The organism is Microbacterium sp. Bi98 (assembly GCF_918698045.1).
GTDB lineage: Bacteria > Actinomycetota > Actinomycetes > Actinomycetales > Microbacteriaceae > Microbacterium.
Genome location: NZ_CAKKLK010000002.1, coordinates 443,369 through 467,379, shown reverse-complemented (window position 1 = coordinate 467,379; position 24,011 = coordinate 443,369). Strand labels below are relative to the sequence as shown.

The window sequence follows — 24,011 nt, the reverse complement described above, 5'->3', positions numbered from 1 at the left end:
CCCGGGAGAACTCCATGTCCGACCCCCGCTACACCCCGCTGCGTGAGCGCCACGAGGCGCTCGGTGCATCGTTCACCGACTTCGGCGGTTGGCAGATGCCGGTGCGATACACGTCCGACCTCGCCGAGCACCACGCCGTGCGGCAGGCGGCCGGCATCTTCGACATCTCCCATATGGCGGAGTTCCTCGTCACCGGCGACTTCGCCGGGGAGTTCCTCGACTACTCGCTCGCGGGCCGGCTGTCGGCGATGGCGGTCGGCAAGGCGAAGTACTCCCTGATGCTCGCCGACGACGGCGGGATCATCGACGACGTGATCGTCTACCGGCTCGCAGACGACCGCTTCCTGGTGATCGCGAACGCGGGGAACCGCGGATTCGTCGACGCGGCGTTCGCATCGCGCGTCCGTTCGTTCCCATCGCGGATCGAACGCGAGATGCCCGCCAGGGCCGAGGGAGAGGATCGCAGCTTCGCGGGTTTCATCGGCGACAGGGGCGTGGACGTCGAAGACGTCTCCGACGACTATGCCCTGCTCGCGGTCCAGGGCCCCGCCTCCGAGGCGATCGTCTCGTCGACGCCGGGCATCACCGATCTCGGCACCCCATGGGCGGAGCAGAAGTACTACGCCTGGGCCGATGCGCTGTTCCAGGGTGCACCGCTGCTGCTCGCCCGCACGGGCTACACGGGTGAGGACGGATTCGAGCTTCTGGTGAGAGCCGCCGACGCACCCGCCCTGTGGGACGCCCTCGTCGAGGCGGGTGAGCCGCACGGGCTCGTCCCCGCGGGCCTCGCCGCGCGCGACACCCTCCGGCTCGAAGCGGGGATGCCTCTCTACGGTCACGAGCTCTCGCGCGAGACGAAGCCGTCTCAGGCCGGTCTCGGGCGAGTGGTGGTGTCCGACAAAGATGACTTCATCGGCAAGGGAGCGGTGGATGCCGCATCCGACGCTCCGGTGCTCGTCGGCCTGGTCGCCGAGGGCAAGCGTGCCGGACGCGCGGGCTACTCGGTGGTCGACGCGGACGGCATCGTGCTGGGCGAGGTCACCAGCGGTGCACTGAGCCCGACGCTCGGCCACCCGATCGCGATGGCCTACGTGGCACCTTCTTCCGCTGCCGCGGGAACCGCAGTATTCCTTGATGTGCGGGGGACCAGGATCCCCGCGACCGTGACCGCCCTGCCTTTCTACCGGAGGACCAAATGACCGATCTCAACGCACTCAGCTATACCGACGAGCACGAGTGGATCGCCGCTGGCGGTGACACCGTCACCATCGGGATCACCGACTACGCGGCCGACAAGCTGGGAGACGTCGTTTTCGTCGAACTCCCCGCCGTCGGCACCGAGATCACCGCAGGGTCGGTCGTCGGTGAGATCGAGTCGACCAAGTCGGTCGGCGAGCTCTACGCCCCGGTCACCGGCACGGTCGTCGAGATCAACGACGCCGTCGTCGACGACCCGTCGCTCGTGAACGCCGAGCCGTTCGACGGAGGCTGGCTCATCAAGGTCTCCGTCGCCGCCGGTGCGCTCGAGGGCCTGATGGACCGCGACGCGTACGTCGCTCTCACGGAGGGCTGATCGTCCAGTGGTCTCTTTCGCCGATCGTCATATCGGAACCACCGCCGCCGCCCAGCGCCAGATGCTCGACACCCTGGGCGTCGAGTCGAAGCTCGAGGACTGGAGCCCGGTCGAGGCGCTGATGCGTCAGGCCGTGCCCGCTTCGATCTTCACCCCCGCCTCCACGGAGTCCGTGATCCCGCGCGCAGCGAGCGAGACCGAGGCGCTCGCCGAGCTGCGCGCGCTCGCGTCCCGCAACACGGTGAACCGGCCGATGATCGGTCTCGGGTACTACGGCACGATCACCCCTCAGGTGATCCAGCGCAACGTGCTCGAGAATCCGTCGTGGTACACCGCGTACACGCCGTACCAGCCCGAGATCTCGCAGGGTCGCCTCGAAGCACTCATCAACTTCCAGACGATGGTCGCCGAACTGACCGGCCTGACCACAGCGAACGCGTCGATGCTCGACGAATCGACCGCTGTGGTCGAGGGGATGCTGCTGGCGCGCCGCGCGTCGAAGAAGGCGTCGAACGTCTTCGCCGTCGACGCCGACGCGTTCCCGCAGACGAAGGCACTGCTCGAGACCCGTGCCGAGGCCGTGGGCATCGAACTGGTGTCCGTCGACTTCGCGGCGGGTGAAGAGCTGCCCGCCGAGCTGTTCGGCGTCTTCGTGCAGTACCCGGGGGCCTCCGGGCGAGTCTGGAACCCGGCGGCCGTGATCGATGCGGCGCACCTCGCGGGCGGGCTCGCCGTCGTCGCGGCCGACCTCCTCGCGCTCACCCTCATCGCGTCGCCCGGCTCGCTCGGGGCCGATGTCGCGGTCGGGACGACGCAGCGCTTCGGCGTGCCGATCGGCTTCGGAGGCCCGCACGCGGGCTACATGGCTGTGCGCGCAGGGCTCGAACGTCAGCTGCCCGGCCGTCTCGTCGGCGTCTCTGTCGATGCCGACGGCAAGCCGGCGTATCGGCTGTCGCTGCAGACCCGCGAGCAGCACATCCGCCGCGAGAAGGCGACGAGCAACATCTGCACCGCTCAGGTGCTGCTCGCCGTGATGGCGTCGATGTACGCCGTCTACCACGGTCCCGATGGACTGAAGGCGATCGCCCGGGAGGTCGCGGCCAAGACCGCGATGCTGCGCGACTGGCTCGCCGATGCGGGTGCGGACGTCGTGCACGACTCGTTCTTCGACACCCTCCAGGTGCGGGTGCCGGGGCGCGCTGCCGAGTTCGTGGAGCAGGCCCATCACGGTTTCGGCATCCTGCTGCACGCCGCGGATGCCGACACGATCGGCATCTCGATCGACGAGACCACGACGGTCGCCGAGCTCCATCAGGTCGCTCAGGTCTTCGGCGGTGCCCGGGAGCGCGCATTCGGATTCTTCGGCTCCGGTTCGCAGGGCGGCCTCCCCGGCGATCTGCTCCGTCAGGACGAGTACCTCACACACCCCGTCTTCCACGCGCACCGCAGCGAGACGGCGATGATGCGCTATCTCAAGAGCCTCGCCGATCGTGACTATGCGCTCGACCGCGGCATGATCCCGCTCGGGTCCTGCACGATGAAGCTCAACGCGGCGACCGAGATGGCATCGATCACGTGGCCGGAGTTCGCGGGCATCCACCCGTTCGCGCCGGCATCCGATGTCGCGGGGTATCTCGACATGATCACGCAGCTCGAAGCGTGGCTCGCCGAGGTCACGGGGTACGACGCCGTCTCGCTGCAGCCGAACGCCGGGTCGCAGGGCGAGCTGGCCGGCCTCCTCGCCATCCGCGGATACCACCTCGCGAACGGCGACACGCAGCGCACGGTGTGCCTGATCCCGTCGTCCGCGCACGGCACCAACGCGGCCTCCGCAGTGCTCGCCGGAATGAAGGTCGTCGTCGTGGCGTGCGATGAGCTCGGGAACGTCGACCTCGACGACCTGCGGGCGAAGATCGCGGCGCACGCCGACGAGCTCTCGGCGCTGATGATCACCTACCCGTCGACGCATGGTGTGTACGAGCAGGACGTGGTCGAGATCACGACCGCGGTGCACGACGCCGGCGGCCAGGTGTACGTGGACGGTGCGAACCTCAACGCGCTGCTCGGCTACGCCCGGTTCGGCGATCTCGGCGGCGACGTCTCGCACCTCAACCTGCACAAGACGTTCGCGATCCCGCACGGCGGCGGCGGCCCCGGTGTGGGCCCCGTCGCAGCCAAGGCGCACCTCGCGGCCCACCTGCCGTCGCACCCGCTCGCGCAGCGGGCGGAGCATGCGGGCGGATTCGTCTTCGAAGGCGGCGCGGTGTCGGCGGCACCGTACGGATCTGCGGGCATTCTGCCGATCTCGTGGTCCTATGTGCGGATGATGGGCGCCGACGGCCTCCGTCACGCGACCGCGGCCGCGGTGCTGTCCGCGAACTACATCGCCGCGCGCCTGGGCGAGCACTTCCCCGTGCTGTACGCGGGGGAGGACGGCCGGGTGGCGCACGAGTGCATCCTCGACCTGCGTCCGCTTCGCGAGGAGACCGGGATCACCGTCGACGACGTCGCCAAGCGACTGATCGACTTCGGCTTCCACGCACCGACCATGTCGTTCCCGGTCGCGGGGACTCTGATGGTCGAACCCACCGAGTCCGAGGACCTCGGCGAGATCGAGCGGTTCATCGAGGCCATGATCATGATCAAGGCCGAAGCGGATGCCGTCGCCGCCGGGCGCTGGCCCGCGGACGACAACCCTCTCGTCAACGCTCCGCACACGGCAGTCTCGCTGATCGCGGGGGAGTGGGAGCACGCCTACAGCCGTGAAGACGCCGCCTATCCGGTGCACGCTCTGGTGGCAGGCAAGTACTGGCCGCCCGTGCGCCGCATCGACCAGGCGTACGGTGACCGCAACCTCGTGTGCGCCTGCCCGCCGATCGAGGCGTTCGCCTGAACCGAATCCTGAGGGGTGACGGCGTCGTGTCCATGCGGACACGACGCCGTCACTCGTTTCCGTGCATTTCCGCGTGTTTCGGGGATGTTTCAGTTGGTCACCACTCAGTAACGGTTCATTAGCCGAGAGCAGCGTCCGCGAAACCGCGGGTTACAGTCAACTATCCCTACGCGTTCGACGATGAGCGCGCAGTCTGATGAATACCCGTCCACAGGAGGACACAAAGTGAAGCGCAACAAGATCGCCCTTGCGGGCACTGCGCTGTTCGCGATCGGCGCCCTGGCGCTCGCGGGCTGCGCGAGCGGTGGAAGCGGCAATGAAGGCGACGGCGGCTCCGGTGCGAACACCGACGCCGACGCCATCATCACCACGAACGGCTCGGAGCCCGAGAACCCGCTGATCCCCACCAACACCAACGAGGTGGGCGGCGGAAAGATCCTCGACGAGATCTTCGCCGGTCTGATCTACTACGACGCCGACGGCAAGCCCGTCAACGACGTGGCTGAGGAGATCACCACGGAGGACCCGCAGAACCTCACCGTCAAGATCAAGGAAGGCCTGACCTTCACCGACGGTGAAGAAGTCACCGCCGACAACTTCATCAAGGCGTGGAACGAGGGCGCCAAGGCGTCGAACGCTCACCTCTCCAGCTACTTCTTCGAGGACATCGAGGGCTTCAGCTACGACACCGACTCCGAGCTCACGGGTCTCAAGCAGGTCGATGACTACACCTTCACGATCGCGCTGAACAAGCCGGCATCCGACTTCGCTCTGCGTCTCGGCTACTCGGCCTTCTACCCGCTCCCCGACGTCGCGTTCGAGGACATGGAAGCGTTCGGTCAGAACCCGATCGGCAACGGTCCGTACATGATCGACGGCGAAGACGCGTGGCAGCACGACGTCCAGATCGACCTCGTCCGCAACGACGACTACGACGGTGGCCGTCAGGCCGCCAACGGCGGTCTGACCATCAAGTTCTACGCCACGCAGGAGGCCGCATACGCCGACCTGCTGTCGAACGAGGTCGACGTCATCGACGCGATCCCGACGAACTCGCTCCCGGTCTTCACCGACGAGCTCGGCGACCGTGCTGTGAACCAGCCCTCCGCTGTGTTCCAGTCCTTCACCATCGGCCAGTTCCTCCCGCACTTCAGCGGCGAAGAGGGCCAGCTGCGTCGTCAGGCGCTGTCGATGGCGATCAACCGCGAGGAGATCACCGAGACGATCTTCTCGGGCACCCGCACCCCGGCATCCGACTTCACCTCTCCGGTCATCGACGGCTGGTCCGACTCGGTTCCCGGCAGCGAGGTCCTCGACTTCGACCCCGAGAAGGCGAAGGAGCTGTGGGCTGAGGCCGACGCCATCGCACCGTGGGACGGCGAGTTCAAGATCGCGTACAACTCCGACGGCGGCCACGACGCCTGGGTCGACGCGGTGAGCAACAGCATCAAGAACACGCTCGGCATCGAGGCATCGGGTGACCCGTACCCGACCTTCCAGGACCTTCGCACGAAGATCAACGACCGCACCATCACCACGGCTGCGCGCTCGGGCTGGCAGGCCGACTACCCGGGTCTGTACAACTTCCTCGGACCGCTCTACGCCACCGGCGCAGGCTCCAACGACGGTGACTACACGAACCCCGAGTTCGACGAGCTCATCTCCGCCGGCATCAGCAACCCCGACGCCGAGGCTCAGATCGAGGACTTCACCAAGGCGCAGGAGGTCCTGTTCCAGGACCTTCCCGCGATCCCGCTGTGGTACTCGAACGTGACCGGTGGCTTCAGCGAGAACGTCGACAACGTCACGTTCGGCTGGAACTCGGTTCCGCTGTACTACGAGATCACGAAGGCCGGCGAGTAAGTCTGACGGCACTTCACCTGTGAGGCGGTGACGATTCTTCGTCACCGCCTCACAGGCTTGTGTTCACGTAGCTTTCTTTCCCCTCAAGAAGGGACAAGCGGATGCTCGGTTACATTCTGAGACGTCTCCTGCAGGTGATCCCGGTCTTCTTCGGAGCCACCCTGCTCATTTACTTCCTCGTGTTCGCCATGCCCGGCGACCCGATCCTCGCCCTGTTCGGCGACAAGACGCCCAACCCGGCGGTCGTCGAGCAGCTGCGCGCGCAGTACCACCTGGACCAGCCGTTCATCGTGCAGTACTGGTACTACATCACCGGCGTCTTCCAGGGCGACCTGGGCACGACCTACTCGGGCCGCCCGGTCTCGGCTGTGCTCGCCGCCACGCTTCCTGTCACCGGCCGACTCGCAGTCATGGCCATCGCCATCGAGTTCGTGCTCGCCATCGTCATCGGCACCATCTCGGCGCTGCGCAAGGGCAAGCTGTTCGACAACGTCTCGCTCGTCGTGGCGCTGGTCGCGATCGCGATCCCGATCTTCGTGGTGGCGTTCCTCGCGCAGTACTTCCTCGCGATCCAGCTCGGCTGGTTCAAGCCCACGGTGGGTGCGGACAACGACTGGGGCGGGTTGTGGCTGCCGGCGATCGTGCTCGGTTTCAGCCTCTATGCGGTGAGCATGCGTCTCATGCGCAGCTCGGTCATCGAGACCCTGAACCAGGACTGGGTGCGCACGGCGTACAGCAAGGGGCTCTCGCGCAATCGCGTGCTGCCCGTGCACGTGCTGCGCAACTCCCTGATCCCGGTGATCACGAACTCCGCCACGAACTTCGGCGTGCTGCTCGTGGGCGCCACCGTCACCGAGGGCATCTTCAACGTCCCCGGTGTGGGAAACACGCTCTTCCAGGCGATCCAGCGCGGCGAGGGACCCACGGTCGTCTCGTTCGTGACCGTGTTCGTCATCCTGTACGTGTTGGTGAACCTTCTCATCGACCTGCTCTACGGTCTGCTCGACCCGAGGATTCGCTATGCCTGATCCCACATCTCAGAAGCACTACGTCGCTCCGATCGAGACGGAGTCGATCGCGGTCGACGCCGTTCGGATCTCGGACAAGCCCAGCAACCTCTGGCGTGACGCCTGGTTCGACCTGCGTCGTCGTCCGCTGTTCTGGTTCTCGGTCGTCCTCGCGCTGTTCTTCCTCGTGATGGCGCTGTGGCCGACTCTGTTCACCGCGACGCCGCCGAACAACGACTGCCAGCTATCGAACAGCAACGGCGGTCCGACGGACGGACACCCGCTCGGGTTCACGTTCCAGGGCTGCGACATCTATGCGCGCATCGTCTGGGGTGCTCAGACGTCGCTGGCCGTCGGCCTCATCGCGACGCTGATCTCGTCCGTTCTCGGCCTGATCATGGGAGCTCTCGCGGGCTTCTACGGCGGATGGCTCGACTCGGTGCTCTCGCGCATCGGCGACATCTTCTTCGCCATCCCGTACATCCTCGCGGCCGTCGTCGTGATGACCGTGTTCCGGGATTCCCGTTCGGTGTGGACGCTCGCGTTCGCCATCGGAGCGTTCGCCTGGGCGTCCACGGCTCGCGTCGTGCGGGCCGAGGTGCTCCGTGTGCGTCAGGCGGACTTCGTGATGGCGTCGCAGGCGCTCGGTCAGTCGAAGTTCAAGATCCTCCTGAACCACGTGGTCCCGAACGCCATCGCTCCGCTGCTCGTCGTCTCGACGCTCGGCCTCGCCGCCGCGATCGTCGCGGAAGCGACGCTCTCGTTCCTCGGGGTGGGTCTCGGCAGCGACGTGATGTCGTGGGGAAATGACATCGCGAAGGCTCAGGCATCGCTGCGTGTCGCGCCGATGGCGCTCATCTATCCGTCGATCGCTCTCACCCTCGCGGTGCTGGCGTTCGTCACCCTGGGCGAGCTCATCCGAGACGCCCTCGACCCGAAGGCGAGGGCACGCCGATGAGCGAGCGAATCACCGAACAGGTCCCGCTGCTGAGCATCCGCGACCTGAGCGTCGCGTTCCGCACGCAGGAGGGTCTGCGCGAAGTGCTCCACGGAGTGAGCTTCGACGTCATGCCCGGAGAGACCGTCGCGATCGTGGGCGAGTCGGGCTCGGGCAAGTCCACGACGGCCACGGCCATCGTGAACCTGCTGCCCGGCACCGGCCAGGTCACCGCGGGATCGATCACCCTCGAGGGACGCGAGCTCACGACGCTCAACCGTCGCGAGATCGAGGCCGTCCGAGGCCGGGACATCGGCTTCGTGCCGCAGGACCCGATGTCGAACCTCAACCCCGTCTGGAGTATCGGCTTCCAGGTGAAGGAGGCGATCCGTGCGAACGGCATCGCCCAGGGGCGCGATGCGGCCAAGGCGCGCACCGTCGAGGTGCTGCAGCAGGCCGGACTCGCCGACGCCGAGAAGCGTCTGCACCAGTTCCCGCACCAGTTCTCGGGAGGCATGCGCCAGCGCGCGCTGATCGGGATGGGCCTCGCGGCCGACCCCAAGCTGCTCATCGCCGACGAGCCGACCTCGGCTCTCGACGTCACTGTGCAGCGCGTGATCCTCGACCACATGGCGTCGCTCACCCGTGACAAGGGCACCTCTGTGCTCCTGATCACGCACGATCTCGGTCTCGCAGCCGAGCGTGCGGACAAGATCATCGTGATGAACGGCGGCAACATCGTCGAGTCCGGTCCCAGCCGCGAGATCCTCGAGAACCCGCAGCACCCGTACACGAAGCGACTGGTCGCCGCGGCGCCCAGCGTCGCATCGCAGCGCATCCAGGCGGTGGTGGAGGACCGGGGGATCGAGACGCTCGACGACCTCGCCGACATCCCGCCGACGGTGCGCGTCGCCGGACTCACGAAGGACTACCGGATCCGCCAGGGGAACTTCCGCAGTGAAGCGTTCCGCGCTGTCGACGACGTGTCCTTCGAGATCCCTCGCGGCAAGACGCTCGCGCTCGTGGGCGAGTCGGGCTCTGGCAAGTCCACGGTCGCCAAGATGGTGCTGAAGCTCGAAGAGCCGACCAGCGGAACCATCGAGATCGACGGGCAGGATGTGTCGAGGCTGTCGAATGCGCAGGCGTTCGGTCTGCGTCGGCGCATGCAGCCGGTCTTCCAGGACCCGTACGGCTCGCTCGATCCACTGCGCAACATCGGCAACACGATCGCCGAGCCGATGCAGATCCACGGCGTCGGCGATCGCGCCTCGCAGCGCGAGCGGGTCGAGGAGTTGCTCGACCAGGTCTCGCTTCCGCGCGTCCTCGCGACCCGGTATCCGAACGAGCTCTCGGGCGGTCAGCGTCAGCGTGTCGCGATCGCACGCGCTCTCGCGCTCAAGCCCGACATCATCGTCCTCGACGAGGCGGTGTCGGCGCTCGACGTGCTGGTGCAGGATCAGGTGCTGCAGCTGCTGGCCGAGCTCCAGTCGGAGCTGGGGCTCACCTACCTGTTCATCACTCACGACCTCGCGGTCGTCCGAGTGTCGAGCGATCTGGTGTGCGTCATGGAGAAGGGCAAGATCGTCGAGCAGGGCACTGTCGACGAGATCTTCGCGAATCCCCAGCAGGAGTACACCGATCGTCTGCTCAAGGCGATCCCCGGGGCGACCATCACCCTCGGCGGTCACTGAGAGTGAGCATCGACCCTCGACCGGAGGCCGCACGGACTTTCCGTGCGGCCTCCGGGCCTGTCTCCCTCGTGCTGTGCTCGCTGCTCGCGATCTTCCTGCTCGGCGACGCCGTCGTACGCGCCGGCTGGGGCCAGATGCTCCTGCTCGCACCCTGGGTGCTGCTCGGACTCTGGGTGGTCTACGAGATCGCGTTCGTCTCGGTCGTCCGCATCGACGACCAGGGAGCGATGGTGCAGAACATGCTGCGTCGCGCCTCGTTCGGCTGGAGCCGCGTGCGCGACGTCGACCTGCGCTGGCAGCTTGTCTTCTCGCTCGACGACGGCACCGACCTGTCGAGCTACGGAGGGCCGGCTCGAGCGCGGCCCGTGCGACGCGCGACCGGCGACGACGAGGCCAAGGCCCCCGTCGCGCTCCGCGACCTCACCGACGTCCGTGACCGCTGGCAGGCGGCTCTCTCCGGTGCGGACGCGCCGATCCGCCGCACGTGGGACTATCGGGCGCTCATCGCCCTCGGTGTCATTGTACTCTGGGCCGTGGCGTCGATCCTGATCGCGAACGGCTGACCCCGCCTCGGCTCTCAGCCGGGCAGCCCGAACAGCGCCGGCCAGGTCGCCGCAGCCCACGGGTAGCCGACGAACACGGTCGCGTCGATCAGGAAGTGCGCCACCAGGAACGGCATCAGCCGGCCACTGCGCTGGAACAGCCAGCCGAACAGCAGGCCCATCGCGAAGTTGCCGATGAAGGCGCCGGGCCCCTGGTAGAGGTGGTAGCTCGCGCGCAGCAGTGACGTCGTCAGGATGATGGTCCACGGGCCCCACCCGAGCTGCTTCAGACGGGCGAACAGATATCCCAGCACCACGAACTCCTCCTGGAGCGATGCACGGGCTGCCGCGAGAAGGAGGATCGGCACGGTCCACCAGTGGGCGCCCTGGCCCGAGGGGTCGACCGCGACGAAGATCCCCATGGCTCTTCCGGCCAGGTAGAGCCCGATCCCCGGGATGCCGATCGCCGCGACGAGCAGTGCGCCCCGCCCGATGTCGGCACCCACGCGGGTCCCGTCGAGGCCGAGCCTGCCGAGGTGCGGCCTCGACGACTGCCAGAGCAGGAAGCAGACGAGCAGCACCGGGACGATCGAGAATCCGATCGAGAGGACCTGATAGATCAGGTCGAAGATCTCCCGATCGCTGCGGGACGGATTGAGCGCGGCCGTCTGATCGGCGAGAGGCGTCTCGTCGGTGAGTCGGTAGGCCAGCTGCACGATCGCGTACACCGCGGACTGCCCGAGGCCGAGCGCGAGGACGATCGCGATCTCCCACCACAGGCGTGCTCTCGGGGATGGGGCGTTCGAGGGGAGGCTCATGGCATCACCGATCGTACTCGCGCGGCTGGCACTGCTATGGCATGGGCGCGTGCACTTCGACAGCCCACGTGCGCATGAGCTGTCGCTCTTCGGCTGTGCAGATGTAGTCGTAGCCGTAGTCGCGACCGTCGAAGGTCAGGGTCCACAGATCCAGATAGGTCAGTGCGTAGCAGTCGGCGAACACCTCGCTGTTCCCCTGAAAGTGCCCCTGCTCGACGAGGACGCCAGATGACCCCAGCTCGGCCCCGTTCGCATCGCTGTCGGCTCGCATGTAGAGGTGCGAGAGCTCGTGCAGAACGACCAGACGGATGGCGGTGTCGCCGCCGAGCTGGTCTTCAGGCAGAAGGTGAACCGTCAGCGTTTCCTCGGAGATGCAGCCGATCGTCACACTTCCGTCATCCGGTTCTCCGGGGGTCCCGCACTCGGTGTCCGCGTTCCATGCGATGTCGATGAATCCCTGGCCGGCTTCGTCGACGATCGCCTCGCTGACCGAACCGGAGACGTTCGCTCGTCGCGCGGCGGCGTCGGCGATCCGCTGCTCGAGGCTCTGCCGGATGGCCTTGGCTTCGCTCGCATGGTCAGCGACCGACGCGTCGGTGACAGGGGGCTGCGAGATCGACGCCTCCAGGCGTCGGAACGTCATGAGGTCCGCGACCAGGGGAGCCACCGGGTTCGCCTCGATCTGTGCATAGAGCTCATAGAACCTGCTCCGCTCCGCATCGAACGCCGCCAGCGACTCGGAGCGGGAGCCGGTTCCCTGTGCTGCCGGCTGCTCCGGCGACGAAGAGGACGCAAACAGCCCTGCGACGACGAGCACCACGACGAGGGCGAAGCCCAGCAGAGCGATTCCACCGCAACCGAGGAGCGCGCACAGCCCGCCCCTTCCTCGCCGCGGAACAGGGGCTGGAGCTGGAGCAGCCATCGCCGCTCGGATCGCGGGATTGACTGCGAGTATCCACTCGCGCAGCTGCGGGTAGCAGGCGGGGTGATGCAGTAGGAGCGAATGCAGATCTCCCCGGCGTGCGGCTATCTCTGCGAGCAGAGCGGGTGGCGTCGCAGGATTCTGCACGGCGGCCAGGTCGGTGTCGTGCATGTGGCCGCTCATGCGGCCACGGTATCGCACAGCCCTCGCATCGGCGCGACGGTCGAGGTCGTACTTCGCCGTTCAGGAACGACTCGCCCGAATACGATAGTCTGGAACGTCGGCTTCTCGGCAAAACCCCACACTCTTTAGGACATCTGCATGGCGCACGCCCTTCGCTCTGACCTCCGCAACGTCGCAATCGTCGCGCACGTCGACCACGGCAAGACCACTCTCGTCGACGCCATGCTGCGTCAGACCGGCTCGTTCGGCGAACACGCCCACGTCGATGAGCGCGCGATGGACTCGAACGACCTCGAGCGCGAGAAGGGCATCACGATCCTCGCCAAGAACACGGCGATCACCTACAAGGGCAAGCATGCTCAGGGCAAGGAGATCACGATCAACGTGATCGACACCCCCGGCCACGCCGACTTCGGTGGTGAGGTCGAGCGCGGCCTGTCGATGGTCGACGGCGTCGTGCTGCTCGTCGACGCCAGCGAGGGCCCGCTCCCGCAGACCCGTTTCGTGCTGCGCAAGGCTCTCGAGGCCAAGCTGCCCGTCATCCTCCTGGTCAACAAGACCGACCGTCCCGACGCTCGTATCGCCGAGGTCGAGGAAGAGGCCCACGACCTGCTGCTCGGCCTCGCGTCCGACCTCGTCGACGACGTGCCCGACCTCGATGTCGACGCCCTGCTCGACGTTCCCGTCGTCTACGCGTCCGGCCGTGCCGGCGCGGCCTCGCAGAACCGCCCCGCCGACGGATCGCTGCCCGACAACGACGACCTCGAGCCGCTGTTCGAGGCGATCCTCGAGCACGTCCCCGCTCCCGCCTACGACGACGAGCACCCGCTGCAGGCCTGGGTCACCAACCTCGACTCCAGCCCCTTCCTCGGTCGTCTCGCTCTGCTGCGCGTCTTCAACGGCACGCTGAAGAAGGGCCAGACGGTCGCCTGGGTCCGCGCTGACGGCACGCACCAGAACGCACGCATCACCGAGCTGCTCAAGACGCGGGCGCTCGAGCGCTACCCGGCCGATTCGGCGGGCCCGGGCGACATCGTCGCCATCGCCGGCTTCGAGAACATCACGATCGGCGAGACGATCGCCGACCCCGAGGATGTCCGGCCGCTTCCCGCGATCACCGTCGACGACCCGGCCATCTCGATGACGATCGGCACCAACACCTCGCCGCTCATGGGCAAGGTCAAGGGTCACAAGCTCACCGCTCGCATGGTCAAGGACCGTCTCGACAAGGAGCTGATCGGCAACGTCTCGCTCAAGGTCGTCGACATCGGACGCCCGGACGCCTGGGAGGTGCAGGGCCGCGGAGAGCTGGCGCTGGCCATCCTCGTCGAGAACATGCGCCGTGAGGGCTTCGAGCTCACCGTCGGCAAGCCGCAGGTGGTCACGAAGAAGATCGACGGCAAGACGTACGAGCCGTTCGAGCACCTCACGATCGACACGCCGGAGGAGCACCTCGGCGCGATCACGCAGCTTCTGGCGAACCGCAAGGGCCGCATGGAGAACATGACGAACCACGGCACCGGCTGGGTGCGCATGGAGTTCATCGTCCCGTCGCGCGGTCTCATCGGGTTCCGCAGCGAGTTCCTCACGACGACCCGAGGCACCGGCATCGCGAACGCGATCTCGCACGGCTACGAGCCGTGGGCCGGTTCCATCACGACCCGTCAGAACGGCTCGATCGTGGCCGACCGTCAGGGCGTCGTGACTCCGTTCGCGATGATCGCCCTGCAGGAGCGCATGTCGTTCTTCGTGCAGCCCACGCAGGAGGTCTACGAGGGCATGGTCATCGGCGAGAACTCCCGCGCCGACGACATGGACGTCAACATCACGAAGGAGAAGAAGCTCACCAACATGCGTGCGGCGAGCTCCGACACCTTCGAGTCGATGACGCCCCCGCGCCAGCTGACGCTCGAGGAGAGCCTCGAGTTCGCCCGTGACGACGAATGCGTCGAGGTCACGCCCGAGGTCGTCCGCATCCGCAAGGTGAATCTCGACGCGAACACTCGTGCGCGTGAGACCGCTCGCCTGAAGCGCCAGGACGCGAACGTCTGAGAATCGTCTGAGAGAAGGGGCCCTGTACCGCCGGAAACGGCGGTACAGGGCCCCTTTCTCACGAAACGTCCAGGAGTGCCGTTGCAGAATCGTTACCTTGCGCCTGGGGCGATCTCCCGATGAGTGTCCTGTGACGGGCGTACGACGACCCGAAAGTCGAACCCAATGCTTCACACCACCCGTGCGCTTCGGCGCGCCCACGCGGCGGCGACAGCTCGTAACGCCATCACGGCGCGTCGCCCGAAACTGATTCTCGGAACGATCACCGGAGGCGTGCTCGGCCTCGCTCTGACGGTCGGCATCGTGTCCGCCCCCGCGGCCGGCGCCGAGCTGCCGGACGCCGTCGCAGGCGTCACCTCGTTCGTCACCGGCGAGCCGGACGCCCCGGCCAAGAGCGCGGATGACTCGGCGCTCACGATGGTCGCCGCTCAGGATGCCGTCGCGGCAGCTGAGGCGCTGAACGCAGAGGTCGCGGCATCGGGCCTCGATCTGGGCGCCGCACCCTCGAGCGTCGACACGGCTGACGTGACCACGTGGGTCGATCAGCTGGCGGACCGTGATGACTTCTCGAACAGAGAGCTCTCGAGCCTGACCGCGTACGCAGTCACCGGAACGGACGAGATCGTCGCGGAGACCGCTGCGCTGCAGGCGTCCTATGTCGCAACCCAGGAGGCGAAGGCCGCTGCGGACGCGGCTGCGGCCCAGGCGGCGGCTGAAGCCGCGGCGCTCGCTCAGACGAACACCGTCGACGGCGCGAAGGCCGCGGCTCGCGACATCGCGTCGAGCGAGTACGGCTGGGGCGAGGACCAGTTCTCCTGCCTGAACTCGCTGTGGACCAAGGAGTCCGGCTGGAACTACAAGGCGTACAACGCCTCGGGTGGCGCGACGGGGATCCCGCAGGCTCTGCCCGGAAGCAAGATGGCGTCAGCCGGGTCCGACTGGCAGACCAACGCGGCCACTCAGATCCGCTGGGGCCTCGGGTACATCTCGTCGGTCTACGGCACCCCCTGCAGTGCGTGGGGCCACTCCCAGTCGGTGAACTGGTACTGAGCCGCAGCTCCGCACACCCTCCCTCCGAGACCCACCCCGCCTGCGTGCGGTGGTGGGTCTCGGTGTGTCCGGACATGTGTCGCAACAGGGCACTGCATGCCCTAGGCAGCGCGACGCATTGGCACTACGGTGAGCGATGACGGCTGGGGGGTCGTGGACTCGAAGGAGAACGCATGGACGTCGCGGCGCTGGCTGGCATCCCGCAGCAGGTCTCGACGGGTGGGCTGCCCGGGTGGGAGAGGGTCGACCAGCTCGTGCGTGAGGCTCATCGTCTGTATGCGCAGGACCACGGCGGCGCGGTCGCCGACTACATCCCGGTGCTCGCCGACGCCGACCCCGAGCTGTTCGGTCTCGCGGTCATCGAGGTCGACGGCGGCCTGCATGACGCCGGGGATGCGCAGCATCCGTTCTCGATCCAGTCGATCTCGAAGATGTTCGTCTACGCCCTGGCGATCCAGGAGCACGGCCATGAGCGGGTGCGCGACATCGTCGGCGTCAACAACACGGGCCTCGCCTTCAACTCCCTGATGGCGCTCGAGCTCAACGGCGGACACCCCATGAATCCGATGGTCAACGCCGGTGCGATCGCGACGACGGCACTGATGCCGGGGCAGACGGCTGTCGAGCAGTGGGAGCGCGTGCGCGAGGGGCTCTCTGCTTTCGCCGGCCGCGCGCTGAGCCTCGACGGCGTGGTGTACGCCTCGGAAGCCGCGACCAACGAGCGCAACCGGGCGATGGGCTGGCTGCTCCGCAGCTATGGACGGCTGGTCGGCGACCCCGACGAGGTCGTCGACGTCTACACGCGTCAGTGCGCTCTCAGCGTCACGGCCCACGACCTCGCGGTGATGGGGGCGACGCTCGCCGACGGCGGCGTGAATCCGATCACGGGCGAGCGGGTGGTCTCTGCGGACGTCTGCCGCGACACTCTCGCAGTGGTGGCATCCACGGGCCTCTACGAGGCCTCGGGTGAGTGGCTGTTCGAGATCGGGCTGCCCGCCAAGTCGGGTGTGGCAGGAGGGATCGTCGCCGTCGCGCCGGGCAAGGGTGCCGTCGCCGGATTCTCACCGCGCCTCGACGCGGCGGGAAACTCCGTGCGATCGCAGCTCGCCATCGGTCACCTCTCCCGCGCTCTCGGACTGAACCTGTTCGCCTCCGCGCCCGCGCCGACCGCTCGGTCGACGGACTGACCTCCTTCCCCGCTCAGAGGACCCTGCCATGACACTCACTGCTCCGGCATCCACGAAGACCTCCTGGATGCCGCTCGTCAGTCTCTTCCTCGCCCAGGTGCTCATGTCGTTCAACGTGGCAGCCCTACCGATATCCCTCGGTGGCATGGTCAGTGAGTTCGGCGTGCCGCCGACGGTCGCCAGCACCACCATCGTGATGTACGGCCTCGCCGTGGCCGCCCTCGTGATGACCGGCGCGAAGCTCGGTCAGCGGGTCGGCTGGGTCCTCATCTTCCGGATCGTGATCGGCTTGTTCGCCGCGTCGTCGGTGCTGATGATCGTGTCCCCGAGCGTGGGCTGGGCCATCGCGGGGCAGGCGGTCGCCGGCGCCGCCGCAGCGATCATCGTCCCCTCGATCGTGGCGCTGATCGCCGAGAACTATCGGGGCGCGCAGCAGGCGACGGCGATCGGTGCGATCGGGTCCGCCCGAGCCATTTCGGGAGTCACCGCGTTCCTCATCGGCGGCACGCTCGGCACCCTGGTCGGATGGCGGCCGATGTTCTTCATCGTGTTCGGCATCGCCGTGGTCGTCTTCGCGTTCAGCTTCACGCTGCGAGGTGATGGGGGAGACGCGTCGATCCGCATCGACCTCGTGGCGTCGCTCCTCATCGGCGCGGCCATCGTGCTTCTGACCCTGGGTTTCAACAACCTCAACGGGTGGGGTGCCGTCGCTGCGACCGAGGCCGCACCCTTCAACATCCTCGGGCTCTCGCCTGCGCCCGCCTTCGTCGTCGTCGGGGTCGTGCTCGGTCAATGCTTCTTCGTCTGGACTCGCCGTCGGATGGCCGAGGGCAAGGTGCCGCTGATCGACCTCAGCATCCTCGACTCGTCGAAGGAGCGCGCTGCCGTGTACGCGATGTTCATCGTCGTGGCGCTCGAGGCGTGCGTGAACTTCACCATCCCCCTGTACATCCAGATCGTGCAGGGAAGGACGCCCTTCGACACGTCGCTCGCGATGATGCCTTTCAACCTGACCGTGTTCATCACCGCCACACTTGTCGTCCGGTTCTACAAGCGCTACCCGCCGCGGGTCATCGGCGTCTTCGGCTTCATCCTCACCACGGTCGCGCTCGTCTGGCTGTCCTTCGTGGTGAACAACAACTGGGAGACGCTTCCGACGATCCTCGGGCTGGTCGTGTTCGGCATCGGTCAGGGTGCGCTCGTGACCCTCGTCTTCAACGTGCTCGTCACCGCGGCGCCGGCTGAGCTCGCGGGTGATGTCGGCTCGTTGCGCGGCACCACGCAGAATCTCGCCTCGGCGGTCGGGACCGCTCTGGCCGGCGCACTCCTCGTCTCGCTCCTCGGGGTGAGCATCGGCCGCGCGGTCGTCGAGCACCCCGAGCTGCCGCCGTCGCTCGTCGCGCAGGTCGACATGGACAACCTGAACTTCGTCAGCAACGACGACCTGCGCGCAGCACTCGAGCAGACGGATGCGACGCCCGAGCAGGTCGACGCGGCGGTGGCCGTCAACGAGGAGTCGCGTCTGGGGACGCTGCGACTCGGCCTGCTGCTGCTCGCGGGACTCAGTGCCGTGGCGATCCTGCCTGCATCCCGGCTGCCGAAGTACAAGCCGGACGAGATCCCGGACCCGTCACCGGTCTCGGGCTCCGCGCCGAAGTGATGCTCAGCGCAGCTCCGAGATGAGCACCGCACTGGTCGAGGCGACGGTCGCCTCGAACACGTGGGGCGCGTCTCCGGCGTACGAGAGATAGTCGCCCGGGTTCAGCAGCACGGGGGCGTCCGACGGACCGATCCGAGCCTGGCCGGAGATGAGGATCACGTGTTCGGTCGTTCCCGCGTGATGCGGATCGGAGCGGCGTGGATCCCCGGGATCCGCGTGGATCAGGTACACATCCCGCCTCGCACCCGGCGGGCTCGCTGAGAGCAGGGTCGCGCTGTACGCGGCGACCGACGACGGAACGCCCGTGAGGTCATCGGCGCGGATGAGCGTCGGCGCGTTGCTCTGCTGATCGACGAGGACGGCGAACGGCACCCCGAGCGCGACGCCGAGCGCCCAGAGCGTCTCGACGCTGGGGTTGCCGGCACCGGACTCCAGTTGGGAGACGGTCGCCTTCGAGATTCCCGCTCGACGCGCCAACTCCGACACGGACAGTCCGGCTCTCTCCCTCTCTCTGCGCAGAGTGCGGGCGATGCGCGTTCGGAGTTCCTCCATGTGTTCATCATGTCAAACGATCGTTCGCTTGACTATCCCGGACACCGCGTTCAGAATGATGGTCATGTGTTCACCGCAGCGAACGATCGTGCGATGAGCGCCGACCGCGAGGTCTGGCGTGAAGCGCTGGGAGTCGTGCTCGCCACCAGCGCCTATGGCATCTCGTTCGGCGCGCTGGCCGTGGCATCCGGACTCGACGTCTGGCAGGCGTGCGTGCTGAGCCTGCTGATGTTCACGGGCGGGTCGCAGTTCGCCTTCGTCGGAGTCTTCGCCGCCGGAGGAGTGTCCGCACTGCCGTCGGCGATCGCGTCGGCCGCGCTGCTGGGAGTGCGCAATGTCGCATACGGCATGCGGATGTCACCCGTCGTCGGCACGACCACCGGACGGCGGATAGCGGCGGCGCACTTCACGATCGACGAGTCGACCGCCGTGGCCATCTCGCAGACTGATCCGCGGCTGAGGCAGGTCGGCTTCTGGGTCACCGGGATCGGCATCTTCATCGGCTGGAACATCACGACCCTGATCGGGGCACTCGTCGGCGACGTGCTCGGTGACCCCAAGACCTGGGGGCTGGATGCTGCGGCGGCCGCGGCGTTCCTGGCTCTGCTCTGGCCGCGCCTGAAGGAACGTCAGGCCATAGCGGTCGGGGTGGCTGCGGCGGTGGTGGCGGCCGCCCTCACGCCGTTCATCATGCCCGGGCTGCCCGTGCTCGTGGCAGCCGTCGTCGCGATCATCGTGGGCTGGTTCAACTGGCTCGGTCGAGTCGATGCCTCCGCACTCGACGGTGGGGAGGCCGCCGCGTGAGCATCTGGAGTGCGATCCTTCTCGCTGCGGTGATCTGCCTCGCTCTGAAGGCCGCCGGGTACCTCGTGCCGCCCTCGGTGCTCGAGGCACCGCGACCGGCGCGCATCTCCGATCTGCTCACCGTGGCCCTGCTCGCCGCGCTCGTGGCCGTGCAGACCCTCGGAGCCGGGCAGGCCGTCGTCGTCGATGCACGGGTTCCCGCTCTGCTCGTCGCGGCCGGGCTTCTCTGGCTGCGTCAGTCGTTCCTCGTCGTGGTGGTCGCGGCCGCCCTCGTCGCGGCTCTCCTGCGCCTGTTCGGGCTCGCTGTCTGAGCGCCCCTTCGCGGCGGCGCGCGTAGGATCGACTCGTGCGTATCGGATGGATCTCCCGGGTGCTCTCCTGGATCGCCGCGGCTCTCGTCGGCGGCGTGTTCGGCGTCGCAGGGACGATCGGTCACAGCCTCATGTGGGGTCCCGTGCCCGTCGGACTCATCGTCGGAGCGATCGCGTGCGGCGCGATCCTCGTCGCGATCCGCGCGCTCACCCACGACCGAGGCGCGACTCTCGCCGCGGGGCTCGGCATGCTCGGCATGCTGGTGCTCATCTCCGGCGTCGGGCCCGGGGGATCGGTGGTCGTCGAAGACACGCTCAGCGGTCGCATCTGGACCTATCTCGTCGCGGGGCTCGTGCTCCTCGCTGTCGCATGGCCCTCGTTCTCGCGGCTTCCGACTCGCACCGAGGCGCAGGCGTCGACGGCCGCGGCATCCGGCACGGCGCCCGGCGCAGACGAGGCGACCGCCCCTCGTGCCCCCGTCCTGGGCGATCGGACCGGCGGCGAGTCGTAGACTGGAGGGGTGACGTATGTGATCGCCCTCCCGTGCGTCGATGTCAAGGATCGCGCCTGCATCGACGAGTGCCCCGTTGACTGTATCTACGAGGGCGAACGCTCGCTGTACATCCACCCCGACGAATGCGTCGACTGCGGCGCGTGCGAACCCGTCTGCCCGGTCGAGGCGATCTACTACGAAGACGACCTGCCCGACGAGTGGCAGGACTACTACAAGGCCAACGTCGAGTTCTTCGACGAGGTGGGCTCCCCGGGCGGTGCGGCCAAGGTTGGCGTCATCGCACACGATCACCCGATCATCGCCGCTCTCCCGCCGCAGGGCGAGTAGTCCGTGAGTGTTCGCGATCTCGCCGACTACCCGTGGGACGCGGTCGTTCCCTACCGCGAACGCGCCGCGCGCCATCCGGACGGAATCGTCGACCTGTCGGTCGGTTCGCCCGTCGACCCGACGCCCGAGCTGATCCGCCGGGCGCTGTCGGAGGCGACCGATGCGCACGCCTACCCTCAGACCGTCGGCACTCCCGCCCTTCGTGAGGCGATCGTCGAGTGGTACGCGCGGCGCAGGGGAGTGAGCGACCTGACCGTCGACAACGTCCTGCCCACCATCGGCTCGAAGGAGCTGGTGGCTCTGCTGCCGACCCTTCTGGGCCTGGGGGAGGGTGACATCATGGTGCATCCCCGAATCGCCTACCCGACCTATGAGGTGGGTGCTCGCGTCGTGGGAGCGACCCCGCTGCCGTCCGACGATCCGACGGAGTGGCCTGACGGCACCAAGCTCATCTGGATCAACACGCCCGGGAATCCGGACGGCCGTACCTGGACCGTGGAGGAACTGGCTGCTGCGGTCGAGCGGGCTCGAGAGCTGGGAGCCGTGCTCGCGAGCGACGAGTGCTACGCCGAGCTCGGCTGGGACGGCCGCTGGGCGACTGAGCCGATTCCGTCGATCCTCGACCCTCGCGTGACCGGTGGCAGCAGGGCCAATCTGCTCAGCGTCTACTCGCTCAGCAAGCAGTCGAATCTCGCCGGCTACCGTGCGGCATTCGTCGCAGGGTGCGCGCGCATCGTCGGCGAACTGCTCACCGCGCGCAAGCACCTGGGGCTGATGCCGCCAGAGCCGGTGCAGCACGCCATGGCAGTGGCGCTGGGCGATGACGAGCACGTCGCCGCTCAGAAGGCGCTCTACCGAGCGCGACGCGACATGCTGCGGCCTGCGCTCGAGGCGGCGGGGTTCCGGATCGACGGCTCGGAGGCCGGGCTCTACCTGTGGGCGACGGAGGGGCAGGACGCCTGGGCGAGCATCGAGCGGCTCGCCGATCTCGGCATCCTGGCGGGTCCCGGTCCGTTCTACGGTGAGTTCTCGACCCAGCACGTGCGACTGGCTCTGACGGCTCCCTCCGACAGGATCGCTGAGGGCGCGCGGCGTCTGCACGAACAGGCCGTGTAGGTTCTGGCCTCAGATCAGTGGTTCTTTTGTCGGTTGTCACAGTAGGCCTGTGTGCCTACTAGGCTGTAAAGGCGATTCGGTCGTGTATCGACGATCTCGAACTGACCTGGTGCACAGCGCCGTGACATCGCCACATCCGACTTGATGACGATCCATGAGGAGGCCCGCGTGAGCGCAGCGGCAGAGCAGCAGGCGACGGCGAAGCTGACGATCGGCGATACGACCGCTGAATTCCCACTCGTGCGCGGCACGGCCGGCAACGACAGCATCGACTTCTCGACGCTGACGCGGCAGACGGGTTACACGGGACTCGACTACGGGTTCGTCAACACGGCGTCGACGAAGTCCGCGATCACGTTCATCGACGGAGACAAGGGCATCCTGCGCTACCGCGGGTATCCGATCGAGCAGCTTGCCGGTTCGACGAGCTACCTCGAGGTCGCCTGGCTCCTCATCTACGGCGAGCTTCCCTCCGCCGCCGAGCTCGCCGAGTTCGACGAGAAGATCCGTCGGCACACACTGCTGCATGAAGACCTCAAGCGCTTCTTCTCGGCGCTTCCGCACACCGCGCACCCCATGTCGGTGCTGTCGTCTGCCGTCGCAGCCCTCTCGACCTACTACGAGGGTCAGACCGACCCGCACAACCCCGAGCACGTCGAGCTGAACATGATCCGGATGCTGGCCAAGCTGCCGGTCATCGCGGCGTATGCACACAAGAAGAGCATCGGCCAAGCGTTCCTGTACCCCGACAACTCCCTCGGCTTCGTCGAGAACTTCCTGAAGCTCAACTTCGGCGTGCATTCCGAGGAGTATCAGGTCAACCCCGTGATGTCGAAGGCCCTCGAGCTGCTGCTGATCCTGCACGAGGACCACGAGCAGAACGCGTCGACCTCGACTGTGCGTCTCGTCGGCTCGACGGGCGCGAACCAGTTCGCCTCGATCTCCGCCGGCATCCAGGCTCTCTCCGGCCCGCTGCACGGCGGTGCGAACGAAGCCGTGCTCACCATGCTCGGGCAGATCCGCGATTCCGGTCAGAGCGTCTCGCGCTTCGTCGAGCGGGTGAAGAACAAGGAAGAGGGCGTGAAGCTGATGGGCTTCGGGCACCGGGTCTACAAGAACTACGACCCGCGCGCCAAGCTCGTCAAGGAGGCGGCGGGCGAGGTGCTCGCCGAGCTCGGCGTCACGGATCCGCTGCTCGACCTCGCTCAGGAGCTCGAGGAGCTGGCTCTCGCCGACGATTACTTCAAGGAGCGTCGTCTCTACCCGAACGTCGACTTCTACACCGGCGTGATCTACAAGGCGATGGGCTTCCCGACGCGCATGTTCACCGTGCTGTTCGCGATCGGCCGTCTGCCCGGTTGGCTCGCACAGTGGCGCGAGCTGCAGCTCGACCCGCAGACCAAGATCGGTCGCCCGCAGCAGCTCTACACAGGATCTCCCGAGCGCACCTTCCAGACCCGCTGAATCGACTCGCGATGCCTGTCGTGAGCGCGGAGGCCGTCGTGCCGGTGGATCCGGCGACGGCCTTCGCCGTCTCACAGACGACGGGTGCGATCCGACGCCGGTGGGATCCGTTCATCAGTGAGCAGCACTTCCTCGATGGCGCCGATGTCGCGGCCAAGGATGTGCGGACGTTCACCAGGCAGCGCTTCGGCTTGTCGATGGTGAGCCGGTATGTGTCCTACGCCCCGCCGAGGAACGTCGGGATGGTCATGGAGACCGGGCCGTGGTTCTTCACGAAGCTCGGCGGAGGCTGGCGGTTCACCGAGGTGCCTGAGGGCACGCTCGCCGTCTGGAAGTACAACTTCTCGTGTCAGCCGACCTGGCTCGCGCCGATCGCCGAGTGGATCGGCGCGCGGGTGCTCGGGCTCGAGATCCGTCGGCGCATCGCCGGTTTCGCCCGAGGGTGCTCAGATCCGCAGGTGCTGGCCGCCGTTCGCGGCTGACCTCGCGCAGGCGGGACGAAGAAGGCGGGTGCCCCGACGCTGAGCGTCGGCGCACCCGCCTG

Annotated in this window: 22 protein-coding genes; 19 read left to right on the top strand and 3 right to left on the bottom strand. The window is 67.3% G+C overall.

All coding sequences use genetic code 11. The annotated features are described in order from the left end of the window. Positions 1–14: 14 nt before the first annotated feature. The 8 genes from LQZ85_RS05970 (at position 15) to LQZ85_RS05935 (ending at position 10,527) form a co-directional block, all read left to right on the top strand. On the top strand, positions 15–1,199 hold the full coding sequence (locus LQZ85_RS05970; RefSeq protein WP_056278043.1) for a glycine cleavage system aminomethyltransferase GcvT: 1,185 nt from the start codon (positions 15–17) through the stop codon (positions 1,197–1,199). After that, positions 1,196–1,573: a glycine cleavage system protein GcvH gene (gcvH, locus tag LQZ85_RS05965; protein WP_056278046.1), complete on the top strand. Its 378-nt coding sequence runs from the start codon at positions 1,196–1,198 to the stop codon at positions 1,571–1,573. The genes LQZ85_RS05970 and gcvH overlap by 4 nt, the downstream gene beginning before the upstream one ends. A gap of 7 nt (positions 1,574–1,580) precedes the next feature. Beyond that, positions 1,581–4,466 carry an aminomethyl-transferring glycine dehydrogenase gene (gene gcvP, locus LQZ85_RS05960; protein ID WP_072590996.1) on the top strand — a complete coding sequence of 962 codons (2,886 nt, stop codon included), beginning with the start codon at positions 1,581–1,583 and terminating at the stop codon, positions 4,464–4,466. Positions 4,467–4,691: 225 nt separating this feature from the next. Next, positions 4,692–6,329, top strand: coding sequence for an ABC transporter substrate-binding protein (locus LQZ85_RS05955; RefSeq protein ID WP_150115049.1), 1,638 nt, complete (start codon positions 4,692–4,694; stop codon positions 6,327–6,329). 101 nt (positions 6,330–6,430) lie between these two features. Next, entirely contained in the window at positions 6,431–7,357 is a 927-nt protein-coding gene (locus LQZ85_RS05950; RefSeq protein ID WP_053095564.1) for an ABC transporter permease, read from the top strand. After that, positions 7,350–8,294, top strand: coding sequence for an ABC transporter permease (locus LQZ85_RS05945; protein ID WP_053095565.1), 945 nt, complete (start codon positions 7,350–7,352; stop codon positions 8,292–8,294). Before LQZ85_RS05950 ends, LQZ85_RS05945 begins: the two co-directional genes overlap by 8 nt. After that, a complete protein-coding gene (locus LQZ85_RS05940) occupies positions 8,291–9,964 on the top strand; it encodes an ABC transporter ATP-binding protein (RefSeq protein WP_053095566.1) in 1,674 nt (557 codons plus the stop codon). Before LQZ85_RS05945 ends, LQZ85_RS05940 begins: the two co-directional genes overlap by 4 nt. Before the next feature lie 2 nt (positions 9,965–9,966). Beyond that, positions 9,967–10,527, top strand: coding sequence for a hypothetical protein (locus LQZ85_RS05935; RefSeq protein ID WP_056278049.1), 561 nt, complete (start codon positions 9,967–9,969; stop codon positions 10,525–10,527). 14 nt (positions 10,528–10,541) lie between these two features. Here LQZ85_RS05935 and LQZ85_RS05930 read toward each other — a convergent pair whose 3' ends face one another. Together LQZ85_RS05930 and LQZ85_RS05925 are read right to left on the bottom strand one after the other, a co-directional pair. Beyond that, a complete protein-coding gene (locus tag LQZ85_RS05930) occupies positions 10,542–11,324 on the bottom strand; it encodes a type II CAAX endopeptidase family protein (RefSeq protein WP_056278052.1) in 783 nt (260 codons plus the stop codon). A gap of 34 nt (positions 11,325–11,358) precedes the next feature. Continuing rightward, entirely contained in the window at positions 11,359–12,429 is a 1,071-nt protein-coding gene (locus tag LQZ85_RS05925) for a hypothetical protein (RefSeq protein WP_157538134.1), read from the bottom strand. A 138-nt stretch (positions 12,430–12,567) separates the two neighbouring features. Between LQZ85_RS05925 and typA the strand changes: the two genes are divergently transcribed. From typA to LQZ85_RS05905, 4 genes are all read left to right on the top strand, one after another. Beyond that, positions 12,568–14,481, top strand: a complete 1,914-nt coding sequence (typA, locus tag LQZ85_RS05920) for a translational GTPase TypA (RefSeq protein ID WP_053095568.1) — start codon at positions 12,568–12,570, stop codon at positions 14,479–14,481. A 165-nt stretch (positions 14,482–14,646) separates the two neighbouring features. Beyond that, on the top strand, positions 14,647–15,531 hold the full coding sequence (locus LQZ85_RS05915; protein ID WP_056278059.1) for a hypothetical protein: 885 nt from the start codon (positions 14,647–14,649) through the stop codon (positions 15,529–15,531). Between the two features lie 173 nt (positions 15,532–15,704). Beyond that, positions 15,705–16,718: a glutaminase A gene (glsA, locus tag LQZ85_RS05910; RefSeq protein WP_056278061.1), complete on the top strand. Its 1,014-nt coding sequence runs from the start codon at positions 15,705–15,707 to the stop codon at positions 16,716–16,718. Between the two features lie 28 nt (positions 16,719–16,746). Then, positions 16,747–18,378, top strand: a complete 1,632-nt coding sequence (locus tag LQZ85_RS05905; RefSeq protein ID WP_056278064.1) for an MFS transporter — start codon at positions 16,747–16,749, stop codon at positions 18,376–18,378. A 3-nt stretch (positions 18,379–18,381) separates the two neighbouring features. Here the strand turns inward: LQZ85_RS05905 and LQZ85_RS05900 are convergent, their stop codons facing one another. Continuing rightward, a complete protein-coding gene (locus LQZ85_RS05900) occupies positions 18,382–18,930 on the bottom strand; it encodes an XRE family transcriptional regulator (protein WP_056278067.1) in 549 nt (182 codons plus the stop codon). A gap of 93 nt (positions 18,931–19,023) precedes the next feature. On the opposite strand from LQZ85_RS05900, the gene LQZ85_RS05895 reads away from it, so the two are divergent. From LQZ85_RS05895 to LQZ85_RS05865, 7 genes are all read left to right on the top strand, one after another. Further along, positions 19,024–19,734: an AzlC family ABC transporter permease gene (locus LQZ85_RS05895; protein WP_056279009.1), complete on the top strand. Its 711-nt coding sequence runs from the start codon at positions 19,024–19,026 to the stop codon at positions 19,732–19,734. Then, entirely contained in the window at positions 19,731–20,045 is a 315-nt protein-coding gene (locus LQZ85_RS05890) for an AzlD domain-containing protein (protein ID WP_053095573.1), read from the top strand. The genes LQZ85_RS05895 and LQZ85_RS05890 overlap by 4 nt, the downstream gene beginning before the upstream one ends. Positions 20,046–20,080: 35 nt before the next feature. Next, a complete protein-coding gene (locus LQZ85_RS05885; protein WP_230100669.1) occupies positions 20,081–20,557 on the top strand; it encodes a histidinol dehydrogenase in 477 nt (158 codons plus the stop codon). Between the two features lie 9 nt (positions 20,558–20,566). Beyond that, complete coding sequence (gene fdxA, locus LQZ85_RS05880) at positions 20,567–20,887, top strand: ferredoxin (RefSeq protein WP_042542002.1); 321 nt, start codon at positions 20,567–20,569, stop codon at positions 20,885–20,887. Positions 20,888–20,890: 3 nt separating this feature from the next. Continuing rightward, positions 20,891–22,003 carry a succinyldiaminopimelate transaminase gene (dapC, locus tag LQZ85_RS05875; RefSeq protein WP_056278073.1) on the top strand — a complete coding sequence of 371 codons (1,113 nt, stop codon included), beginning with the start codon at positions 20,891–20,893 and terminating at the stop codon, positions 22,001–22,003. Positions 22,004–22,171: 168 nt separating this feature from the next. After that, a complete protein-coding gene (locus tag LQZ85_RS05870; protein ID WP_082586615.1) occupies positions 22,172–23,467 on the top strand; it encodes a citrate synthase in 1,296 nt (431 codons plus the stop codon). Positions 23,468–23,478: 11 nt separating this feature from the next. Continuing rightward, positions 23,479–23,949, top strand: a complete 471-nt coding sequence (locus tag LQZ85_RS05865) for an SRPBCC family protein (RefSeq protein ID WP_056278076.1) — start codon at positions 23,479–23,481, stop codon at positions 23,947–23,949. Positions 23,950–24,011 lie beyond the last annotated feature (62 nt).